Below are 11131 nucleotides of genomic sequence, written 5' to 3' on the forward strand. Positions count from 1 at the left end.
GAATTACGATGGAAAATCAAACGTTAATTTATCTTTAAATTCAGTATTTACCAGTATAGTACGGGATGCTGTAACGGATATTACAATCTAATTTTGGAATACAATTTAGAAATATAAGACAAACAATGGAAAAAGTAAAAACATTCAAATACGTAGACTATCTATGGGATGAAAATAAGGCAGCAGCTTTAGGAGACGATCAGGTTGCTTTATTTTTATATCGTTCAAACATTCTGGGAGCTGATTTAAGAATCACAAATTATGGAGGAGGAAATACAAGTTGCAAAACCATAGAAAAAGACCCGTTAACCAATGAAAATGTTGAAGTAATGTGGGTAAAAGGTTCAGGAGGTGACATCGGAACTTTAACAAGAAAAGGAATTGCAGGGTTGTACACAGAAAGACTACGAAACTTAAAAAATGTTTATCAGGGCTTAGCAGATGAAGACAGAATGGTAGGATTGTTCAATCACTGTATTTTTGATCTGGACAGCAAAGCACCTTCTATTGACACCCCTCTTCACGGGCTTCTTCCATTCAAACATATCGATCACCTTCATCCGGATGCTTTGATCGCAGTAGCCGCGGCAAAAGACAGTGAGAAAATCACGAAAGAAATCTGGGGAGACACAATGGGATGGGTTCCTTGGCAACGTCCTGGGTTTGATTTAGGATTACAATTGGAAAAATGTTTAAATGATAATCCCGGAATCCGTGGAATTGTTCTAGGTAGCCATGGTTTATTTACTTGGGGAGATACTTCTTACGAATGTTATATCAACAGTTTAGAAGTTATTGAAATGGCTTCTGAATATATCGCTAAAAAAATTGAAGAAAACGGACAGGTTTTCGGAGGACAAAAAGTAGAATCTCTTTCTCCGGTTGACCGTAAGATTAAAGCGGCGCAAATCATGCCTTTATTGCGTGGTTTAGCTTCTTCAGAAAGCAGAATGGTAGGCCATTTCACAGACAGCGATACTGTTTTAGAATTCATCAACAGTAATGATTTAGACCGTTTAGCTCCACTTGGAACTTCATGTCCTGATCACTTTTTAAGAACGAAAATCCAGCCGTTGATTTTAAGTCTTTCTCCAAACGAAGATCTTACAGATTCAGCTGCAATTTTAGAAAAACTAACTCCTCTTTTCGAACAGTACAGAGAAGAATACAAAGAATATTACGAAACGTGCAAGCATCCGAACAGCCCTGCAATGCGTGATCCGAATCCGGTTATCATCATTTATCCGGGAGTAGGAATGTTCAGTTTCTCAAAAGATAAACAAACAACGCGTGTTGCAAGTGAGTTTTATGTAAATGCAATTAATGTAATGCGTGGTGCAGAAGCCATTTCAGAATACACGTCTTTACCAAGACAGGAAGCATTCGACATCGAATATTGGTTGTTGGAAGAAGCAAAACTTCAGAGAATGCCAAAAGAAAAACCATTGTCAAGAAAAATCGCTGTGGTAACAGGAGCAGGAGGTGGAATTGGGCAGGCAATTGCTGATAAAATGGTTCAGGAAGGTGCGGTTGTAGTGTTCACAGATTTAAATCAGGAAGCATTAGATTCTGTAACTTCAAAATACAGCAAAGATCAGGCTGTAGGTGTTCCATGTGATGTAACGAACGAACAGGCAATTGCCAACGCTTTCAAAGAAACTGTTTTAGCTTTCGGTGGAGTAGATATCATTGTTCATTCCGCAGGTTTGGCAATTTCTAAATCATTAGAAGATACGACTACAAAAGATTGGGATCTATTAGAAGATGTGTTGGTAAAAGGCCAGTTCCTAATGATCAAAAACGGTGTTGAAATCATCAAAAAACAAGGTTTAGGAGGGGATATCGTCAACATTGCAAGTAAAAATGGTTTAGTGGCGGGACCAAATAATGTAGCGTACGGAACAGCAAAAGCAGCTCAACAGCACATGACAAGATTATTGGCCGCAGAATTAGCAACTGATAAAATCAGAGTGAATGTTGTAAATCCGGACGGCGTTATCGTTGGAAGCAAAATCTGGGAAGGTTCTTGGGCGGAAGGCAGAGCAAAAGCCAACGGAATTTCTGTTGAAGAATTACCTGCGTTTTATGCAAAAAGAAACTTATTAAATGAAATTATTCTTCCTGAAGACATCGCAAACGGAGTGTTCGCTTGTGTGGCTATTTTAGATAAAAGTACAGGAAACATCATCAATGTAGATGGCGGAATGGCAAATGCGTTCCCAAGATAAATTGTAAAACAGATAATTATTAAATTGCTGATTAGATTTAACCACAAAAGCCACAAAAGTTTAATGAAGATATTATTCAAACTCTAAGAAGATCATAAAAGGAATATTCTATTTATTTACGACCGATCTCCTTCTTTTTTGAACTTTTATTTTCAATACTTTTAGCTTTACAGTAAAACAAAAAGCTTTGTGACTTTTGTGGTAAAAAATCAATTTAAAAAATCAAATCATGATTATAGAAAAAGATATACTTGAACAGTACAATAAAAATGAAGTTGAAAATTTTAATATAGATTTTGATTTTCTACAAAATAAACTAACAAAAACAGGAGTAAATGTTGCTGAAATCGTCAACAAAATTGCAGATTTTCAGGTAGCTATTCCGAGTTGGGCTTTAGGAGCTGGAGGAACTCGTTTCGGAAGATTTTCTTACGGTGGCGAACCTTCTTCTTTAGAACAAAAATTAGATGATGTTGGTTTAATTCATGCTTTAACGCATTCTGCAGGAGCAGTTTCTCTGCATATTCCATGGGATATTCCGAGTGATGTGAAAGCAATCAAAGAAAAAGCAGCTTCTCACGGACTTGTTTTTGATGCAATGAATTCCAATACGTTCCAGGATCAGCCGGATGCAAAACATTCTTATAAATTTGGTTCTTTAAATTCAGTAAATGAAGATTCTAGAGCTTATGCTGTGGAACACAACAAAGAAGTGATCAGAATAGGAAAAGAATTAGATTCAAAAAGCTTAACCGTTTGGTTGGCAGATGGATCTAGTTTCCCAGGGCAATTGAATTTCCAGAACGCTTTGTCAAAAACAGAGCAGAGTTTAAAAGAAATCTATGCAGGAATGCCTGAAGACTGGAAATTATTCATTGAATATAAACCTTACGAACCAAATTTCTACTCAACAACCATCCAGGATTGGGGAACGTCTTTCATGTTGGCCAATGCTTGCGGTGAAAGAGCGTATACATTGGTAGATTTGGGACATCATTTGCCGAATTCAAACATCGAGCAAATTGTTGCAACATTGATGTATAAAGGGAAATTAGGAGGTTTCCACTTCAACGACAGTAAATATGGAGATGATGATTTAACGGTGGGTTCTATCAAACCTTACGCGTTATTCTTAATTTTCAATGAATTGGTATACGGAATTGAAAACAATCCTCAAAACCCTTATCCGGCTTGGATGATCGATGCAAGTCATAACATCAAAGATCCGTTGGAAGACCTGATTCAATCTTTAGAAGCGATTTTAATTGCTTATGCGCAAGCGCTTTTAGTAGATCAGAAAGCATTGAAAGATGCACAATTGAATAATGATGTTGTTCGTGCACAGGAGATTTTACAAAATGCGTACAGAACAGATGTTCGTCCATTATTGAGAGCTGCAAGATTACAGACAGGAGCAGCATTGGATCCGATTGCGGCTTACAGAAACCTTAAAGTAAGAGAAAACTTAATTACAGAAAGAGGTCTGAATGTAAAAGCAACAGGATTGTAATCTTATTTAAAATTGATAATTTAAACTTTCAGGTGCAATCGAAAGTTTTTAATTATATGTATCCTTATTTTTTATCATTAAGGTTGAAAGTGTTTAGATTATTAGAATTTTAGGCTTATTGCCTCGGAAACTAGTGGATTTTTCTTTATAAATTTTAATATCTGAACACTCCTTAATGGTTCTGGAATACTATTACTAAGACTTTAAACTTAACGCTTAGCTAAGCACAAATGTCTTGAAAATATAAAAATACAAAGTATTCATACAAAAATTTTGCAGGAGATTCTTTTGTTTCCTGCAATATAAGAGACCAGATAAAACCAAACCTGAAAAAAATTATTTCGTTTCATCACATACAATTTAATTCATCGCAAGAATGTCTAAAAAAAAGGTAACCATCGTATTTGATATTGGAAAGACCAATAAAAAATTCTTTTTATTTGATAAAAATTATAAAGAAATCGTTCGTGAGTACACCGAACTGCCACTCACCACTGATGAAGACGGATATCCTACAGAAGACCTTGTAGCCTTACAAAACTGGATTAAAGATAACTTTAATGCGATTCTGGATGATGAAAATTTTGAAGTAAAAGCCATCAATTTTTCTACTTATGGAGCAAGTTTTGTACACTTGGATCAGAAAGGAAACGTTCTGACACCCTTGTACAATTACACCAAACCAATGGATCAGGAAATTCTGGATCTGTTTTACGAAAAACACGGGAGCAAGCTGAAAATTGCCCGTGAAACAGCTTCTCCACAAGCTGGAATGCTGAACTCTGGATTACAATTGTTCTGGTTAAAATATAAACATCCGGAAGTATTTAAAAAGATCCGTTACAGTCTTCATTTGCCACAGTATTTATCCTATTTGTTTACCGGAATTTGTGTGTCGGAATTTACTTCCATAGGCTGTCACACTAATTTGTGGGATTATGACAAAGCAGATTATCATGACTGGGTGTATCAAGAAGAAATCGATGCTTTATTACCTCCGATTGTACCTACTTCTGCAAGTATCAATACCTCTTACAGAAACAAAAAAATTAAAATAGGCGTTGGAATTCACGACAGTTCCTCTGCGCTTTTGCCTTATATTTTAAGTAAAAAAGAACCGTTTTTATTGCTTTCAACAGGAACTTGGAGTATTTCCTTGAACCCGTTTAATGATGAAAGTTTAACCGACGAAGACATCGAAAACAATTGCCTGAATTATATGCGAATCGATGGAAAACGAGTGAAAGCATCCCGTTTCTTCATGGGAAATGAATATAAAATTCAGGTTGAAAAACTGTGTGCTCATTACGGTAAAGAATATGGCTTCCACAGAGAAGTGCAGTTCGATCAGGAGTTGTACCTTCGTTTGATGAAGCACAAAGCGGTGTATTTCCGTTTTGAAGGGATTATTTTAAAAAGAAAAATGATCAGCGAAACAGATTTAAATTCTTTTGCTACTTTTGAAGAAGCCTATCATCAGCTAATGATCGAATTAATGGATTTACAGATTCATACCATTAAAAATGCGATTGGAAATTCAGAAATTAAAACCATTTATATCGATGGTGGTTTTACTGATAATGATGTATTTATGAAGCTGATGTCGCACCATTTTCAGGATTATCATGTAATGTCAACACATTCTCCGCTGGGTTCTGCGTTGGGAGCTTCTATGGTGATTTCGAATAAGAAGATCGACGATACTTTTTTACAGCAGCATTATCAGATGAAAGTGCTTCAACCTTTAATTCTTAATTTATAAACTATGTCATTTCCATTTGATACCCGTTACGCTTCTCTTGAATTACTGATTGAAAGAGCCCAAAAAAGAATGCCCCGTTTCGCTTTCGAATATCTGGATGGAGGTTGTAACGAAAACATCAACAGAGACAGAAATACAAACGAATTACGAGATGTTCTGCTTCGTCCTCGTTACCTAAATAATACGTATGCAGAAGCGAATATGGAAACCGAATTATTCGGTGTAAAATATTCAGCACCTTTCGGAATTTCCCCCGTTGGTTTACAAGGCTTGATGTGGCCAAATGCTCCTGAAATTTTAGCAAAAGCGGCTTTTAAACATAATATTCCTTTCATTTTAAGTACCGTTACGACAAGCAGTATCGAAAGAATTGCAGAATTAACGGAAGGAAAAGCTTGGTATCAATTGTATCATCCGAGAGAAGAGTGGTTGAGAGACGATATTCTCGATCGTTGTGAAGCTTCTGGTTATGATGTATTATGTGTATTATCTGATGTTCCGACTTTCGGGTACAGAGCAAAAGAAATCCGAAATGGTTTGGCAATGCCTCCTCAATTAAATTTCAGAAATGTTTCTCAGGCGTTGGCAAAACCTCAATGGTGTTTAGAAATGCTGAAACATGGTGTTCCAAGTTTTAAGACCATGGAAAAATACATGGATAAAAATATGAATGTAAAGCAATTGGGACAGTTCATGAACTCTACATTTTCAGGAAGATTAAATTCGGATAGAATCAAAGCAATCCGTGATAAATGGAAAGGGAAATTGGTCATTAAAGGGGTTGCTTCCGATGAAGATGCCGAAGAAGCAGTGCGTTTAGGCTTCGACGGAATGATTATTTCCAATCACGGCGGAAGACAATTAGATGCAGGAGAATCCACGATTGCCGTAGTAAAAGAAATCAGCGAAAAATATAAGGATAAAATTAAAATCATGATGGACAGTGGGGTCAGAACCGGTCCTGATGTTGCCCGTGCTTTGAGCTGTGGTGCAGAGTTTACTTTTATGGGACGTACTTTTATGTATGCAGTCGGAGCTTTAGGAGACAAAGGTGGAGATCACATCATCGAAATGCTGAAAATGCAGTTCAGACAGGTAATGGAGCAGGTGTGCTGTGAAAAGCCGGAAGATCTGCAAAACTTTAGAGTGAAGTAGTTTTTTTGGCTGAGAGTATAATAAAAAAGAATATTTCGGAATAAATTTATCAATAGGAATGGGCTTTAGCCCGTTTTTTTAGTAGGTATTTGTCATTGGCTTTAGCCAAAACCTAAAACAATTTTTAAACGCAAAGATGTAATTTTGAAAAGGTTCAATTTAAGTGATCAAAGTAAAGCGAACTCTGTCGCTGAAGAAGCCTGCTTCATAAAAATCAATGTATTGATTTCATTCTTTGCTCACTCAAAATATTCTGAATGAAATGTAAAATCTTTGCGTCAAAAAATTCATATTAATATCCATTCAGTTGTCATCCCGTAGGGATCTAAGCATGTATAAAATACATCATTTGAATTAGATGCTTACAGCATGACAAATTAAATGGATATTTTTTAGATATTCCCAACAAAAAATTCGCAAAGAAAACCTTGCGAATTTTATTTAGTATGATCTGGAAAATCACTTTTTATTTTCAGGTTTCACAGCCTGTCTTGCTAATAATTTCCAGTTATTTTTCACTTTAGCCCAAACCAATAAAATATCCAGTGTTACATCACCCGGAGCTTTTCCTGCATCAGCAGTCGTTGCATAAAAATGATGATGTACAATTGCTGTATTTCCAACAATAGTTACAGTTTGATTGGTAATATCAATGGTTAAAAAGTCTGATGTTTTGTTTACTAATTTTTCTACAAATTCCTTTGCGTCATCAATATGGCCTCCCGAATGTCCGTACGTCAGTTCCGGTAAAATCAAAGATTCCAACTCAGATTTTTCTCCGCTTATCATGGCCAATCTTAGTTTTTCAGCAACGGCATTCACTGCATCTTTATCACTGATTTTCTGTGCTGAAACAGTTATTGCCATTATAAAGCTCATGGCTAAAATTAATTTTTTAATCATAATTGATTTATATAGTTTTAAAGGGATTATTATTAGATTATTTTAATGCAATCGATTGCGCTTTTAAAATAAATTTAAATGATTAACTTTAAAGAGAATCCCTCTGAATAAATTTAAATACATTATTGACAGATTCCTTTTTATTTTTTAAGATCATATACGCTGCAGATTCTCCCATCGCTTTAAAATCTGTTGTAATCACAGTAATTCCCAACAATTCTTTCAAAGGAGTTTCATTATAAGAAATAATTCCGATGTCTTCGCCTAATTTCAAATTGTTTTGTCTGACTTGTTTTACCAGATTCACCAGATCACGTTCACGAATAGTGATAAAAATATCCTTCTGTAATTCCATGTCGGGGTAGATTTCATCCAGAATTTCATAATCAAGTTTAAAATCCTTGCAGAACTTCTCAAAACCACGCACAATACGGAAAGGATAGGGGTGAATCGATTTATTAGGATATACCAAGATAATTTTTTCATATTTCTTGATTTTATCTAAACCTTCTTTCAGTGCATCATAAATATCGTGCTCAAAATCCTGAAAAATAGAGCCGTATTCCCCTGAAATATTAGGTTTCGTATTATCCAGCACCAGTAACTTATTTTTAGGAATCTTTTCTATCATATCAATTACTTCCTGTGTTGAGCTCGTATGTTTTGACTGTTCATCACGGAAGTGAGGCATGATCACATAATAATCAAAACCTCCAATGTTTTTCTTTAATGAATTAATAAAAAGCGTTTCATCACAATGGTAAATGTACATTTCCACGTTGCCTTTGGTACCGATTGCATTGACGAAATAATTATAAATCATCATTTTATAAGTACTTGGCTTATTGATCAAAAAGAAGATATTGATAATGTCATTTTTGTTGACACGCGAAATATAATATCCTTTCCCTTTTACAGATTCTATGATTTGCCTTTTCCTAAGCTCTTTATAGGCTTTTTCTACTGTATCTCTTGAAAGAAAACAGGATTCACTCAGTTCATTGATGGAAGGGATTTTTTCTCCAATTTGAATCTCTCCGCCATCAATTCCATTCAGAATCGAATCTACAATCTGCTTGTATTTCGGAACTCTTGAATGTTCATTAATATAAATTTCGAATGTTTCTGCCATGGCTTTAAATAAAGGGATATTAGCATCAAATTAAGAAATAACTCCAAAATTTGACTTACAATCATGGGAGACAAGTTACGAATTTTTTACAAGTTATTCTTTAATTATGTTAAATTAATAAAGATGCTTTTATTCAGCTGAAATTAATGTAAGAATTGAGTTTAATGAAGAGGGAATATCTGAAATTTTCACGACCAAATAAGGGTGGAAGTTCTGAAAATCTTCAAGTTGTGTAAACAATTCTAATGAAAAAAGCCTGCCCTTTTCAGAACAGACTTTGAACTATATGAATGTGAAAAAAATTAAGGCATTTTTTTGAAACCTTCGGCTTTTATTTTCCAGGAACCATCTTTTGGAAAACCTGGAAATTCGCCCGTAGAATTGTCCCAACCTTCCAACATCATCGCAACGGTTGTTAATACTCCGCCATTTCCAGGAAGATAAATTCTCAATCTACCATCTTGATAATTGTGTCCGTTTTTCAGATAGGTGTTGGTTTGAATATTCATGAAAAGCGCATCCAGAGCTTTGTTGGGAAGCCCTAATCTTGCGGCGGTCATCGCAGTCATCGGAAAATCCCAACCCCAGGTATGTTCCCAGTTCCATCTTTCCCAGACGATATCCAGGGTGTTTTTCATGATTTTTTTATCCAGTTTTGAAGATTCAGGAACCATTCCTAAAGCGCCCAAAACAGAAGGGTGATCGGTCATCCATTTCGGGAATGTGAAAGAATCTTTTGCTGATTCTGTCGATAAATAAACATTATCCTGAACCGGAAGCGGAGCCAGTTTTGAAATGACATCATCCCACTTTTTATCTCTCTTTTCTCCCAATCTTTCTTTCCATTGCTGAGCCACTTTCAGCGCCCAATCCCAATACGCAACTTCGTAAGTAGGGTTATAAGTATCTTTCGCAGGGAAAACCTCCTGTGCAGGAATGACTCCTTTTCCCAGGTTATAGTGGTTTTTCTCTTTATCGTAAGTGGCAAAATCGGCCATAAATTCTGCTGTTGCAAAAACCAGATCTTTATATTTTTCCAAAACTTTTTTATCCTTGTTATTTCGATATAAAAGTTCGGTCATATAAATTAAATGTGGCTGTTCCCAAATCAAAAATGCAGCGACAGAAGAAGGGCTTTCGTTTCCGTCATTATCCGACATTTTGATCCAACGAACTCCTTTGTACCCTTGTCTTTCAGCTAATTTTTTTGCTTTTTCAAACGATCTGAAATAATAATCCAGTTGCTTTTCCAAAATTTCGGGTCTTCCCCACAAAGCGTAGTGAACACCGTGCCACCAATGCATTTCCGTGTGTGGTTTTCCGTACCAGCTGTTGAATGTTAAACCGGTTTCCTGTGGCGGATTGCTTCCCCCACACTGCACTTTGGTTAAATATTCTGATAATACAACTCTGCGCTCCAGTTCGTTGGCTCTTTTGTCGGTACTTCCTTCAAAATCAACGGCAGCACCACTTTCCCAGAAGTTTTTCCAGCCAGAAGTGCTTTCTTTTTCAGCATCAGCAAATAAGCTTTTAGACGTTTTTGCATTTTTAGCTGAAAATTCAACACTCAGTTCGATGGTTTTGCTTTTGGCAGAAGGTTCGTAAACGAAATGATGTTTTCCTGCTTCACTTAATTTACCCTCTGTAAAATACAATTGGGTAAAATAATCAGCGGTTTGTAACTTATGTTCAATCAAACCCTGCGTTGCATTTGATGAAATAATTTTTGTAGAGTGTTTATCTTCATTTCCGTAAAAAGTGGCTTCATCTAAGAATTGTCCGCTGGGATAGGGATAATGGGTGAAAACTTTAAGCCTTTTTTGAGTAATTAAATCCGACTCAACTTTAACTCCGATTTTATCAGAATTTTGAAAAGAAGCCGTCCAAACTTTTACAGGAGTTCCTTCCAAAGTAAATTCACTCGTAATAATTCCCGTCCACAAATCAATTGTCTGACTGATGTTTTGTAGATCTGAAATTTTTGCTTTCTGGCCGTCTTTTTTATACAGTTCGATTCCTACATTTCCTAATTGAAGACGATGCTGATTCACACGGAAATATTCAACGGCTTTTTTGTTGCGTTCAGGTTCTTTTATTTGAACACTGTACAATGCTTTTCGTCCGTCATTATTAAAATCGTAGGGCTTTAAAGTCTCCTCAAACTTATAGTTTTCAGTATTGGGAAAACTGTTCCATCCCCATTCAGACTGAGTTCCGAGAGAAACTCCATTTTTATAATATTCGGGGAACGACTGCATTCCGGTAATGTCAACCGTGTACGCAAATTTTCCGTTTCCAACCGTTAAAGAAGATAAAGTATCTGCTTTTACATTAACAATATTATGTCGCTGAACGACTTTTTTACGGTCGATTTTCTGAGCATTGAGAGTAGAAAATCCAATGCAAAAAAAACTCAGATATATGACTAATTTCTTCATTTT

General features: G+C 35.9%; 7 protein-coding genes. 4 read left to right on the forward strand and 3 right to left on the reverse strand.

Going from position 1 to position 11131, the window contains the following annotated elements; all coding sequences use genetic code 11:
- Nucleotides 1–125 precede the first annotated feature (125 nt).
- The 4 genes from JI747_RS13725 (at nt 126) to JI747_RS13740 (ending at nt 6655) form a co-directional block, all read left to right on the forward strand.
- Nucleotides 126–2228, forward strand: a complete 2103-nt coding sequence (locus JI747_RS13725) for a bifunctional aldolase/short-chain dehydrogenase (protein WP_225689462.1) — start codon at nt 126–128, stop codon at nt 2226–2228.
- Between the two features lie 229 nt (nt 2229–2457).
- On the forward strand, nt 2458–3738 hold the full coding sequence (locus JI747_RS13730) for a sugar isomerase (RefSeq protein ID WP_225689463.1): 1281 nt from the start codon (nt 2458–2460) through the stop codon (nt 3736–3738).
- Nucleotides 3739–4114: 376 nt separating this feature from the next.
- Nucleotides 4115–5500, forward strand: a complete 1386-nt coding sequence (locus JI747_RS13735; RefSeq protein ID WP_225689464.1) for an FGGY-family carbohydrate kinase — start codon at nt 4115–4117, stop codon at nt 5498–5500.
- Between the two features lie 3 nt (nt 5501–5503).
- Nucleotides 5504–6655: an alpha-hydroxy acid oxidase gene (locus tag JI747_RS13740; RefSeq protein ID WP_225689465.1), complete on the forward strand. Its 1152-nt coding sequence runs from the start codon at nt 5504–5506 to the stop codon at nt 6653–6655.
- A 459-nt stretch (nt 6656–7114) separates the two neighbouring features.
- On the opposite strand, the gene JI747_RS13745 is transcribed toward JI747_RS13740, so the two are convergent.
- The 3 genes from JI747_RS13745 to JI747_RS13755 form a co-directional block, all read right to left on the reverse strand.
- Nucleotides 7115–7558 carry a nuclear transport factor 2 family protein gene (locus JI747_RS13745; protein ID WP_225689466.1) on the reverse strand — a complete coding sequence of 148 codons (444 nt, stop codon included), beginning with the start codon at nt 7556–7558 and terminating at the stop codon, nt 7115–7117.
- Between the two features lie 88 nt (nt 7559–7646).
- Nucleotides 7647–8690: a GntR family transcriptional regulator gene (locus JI747_RS13750; protein WP_225689467.1), complete on the reverse strand. Its 1044-nt coding sequence runs from the start codon at nt 8688–8690 to the stop codon at nt 7647–7649.
- Between the two features lie 302 nt (nt 8691–8992).
- The gene (locus JI747_RS13755; protein WP_225689468.1) at nt 8993–11128 is read right to left on the reverse strand and encodes a hypothetical protein; all 2136 of its coding nucleotides are present in this window, start codon (nt 11126–11128) and stop codon (nt 8993–8995) included.
- Nucleotides 11129–11131: the final 3 nt, after the last annotated feature.

This window comes from Chryseobacterium tagetis, from assembly GCF_016735585.2.
GTDB lineage: Bacteria > Bacteroidota > Bacteroidia > Flavobacteriales > Weeksellaceae > Chryseobacterium > Chryseobacterium tagetis.

What these genes read in the sequence shown, in the direction of transcription:
- JI747_RS13725 (WP_225689462.1), top strand. Translation starts at nt 126, where the DNA reads ATGGAAAAAGTAAAAACATTCAAATACGTAGACTATCTATGGGATGAA.
- JI747_RS13730 (WP_225689463.1), top strand. Translation starts at nt 2,458, where the DNA reads ATGATTATAGAAAAAGATATACTTGAACAGTACAATAAAAATGAAGTT.
- JI747_RS13735 (WP_225689464.1), top strand. Translation starts at nt 4,115, where the DNA reads ATGTCTAAAAAAAAGGTAACCATCGTATTTGATATTGGAAAGACCAAT.
- JI747_RS13740 (WP_225689465.1), top strand. Translation starts at nt 5,504, where the DNA reads ATGTCATTTCCATTTGATACCCGTTACGCTTCTCTTGAATTACTGATT.
- JI747_RS13745 (WP_225689466.1), bottom strand. Translation starts at nt 7,558, where the DNA reads ATGATTAAAAAATTAATTTTAGCCATGAGCTTTATAATGGCAATAACT.
- JI747_RS13750 (WP_225689467.1), bottom strand. Translation starts at nt 8,690, where the DNA reads ATGGCAGAAACATTCGAAATTTATATTAATGAACATTCAAGAGTTCCG.
- JI747_RS13755 (WP_225689468.1), bottom strand. Translation starts at nt 11,128, where the DNA reads ATGAAGAAATTAGTCATATATCTGAGTTTTTTTTGCATTGGATTTTCT.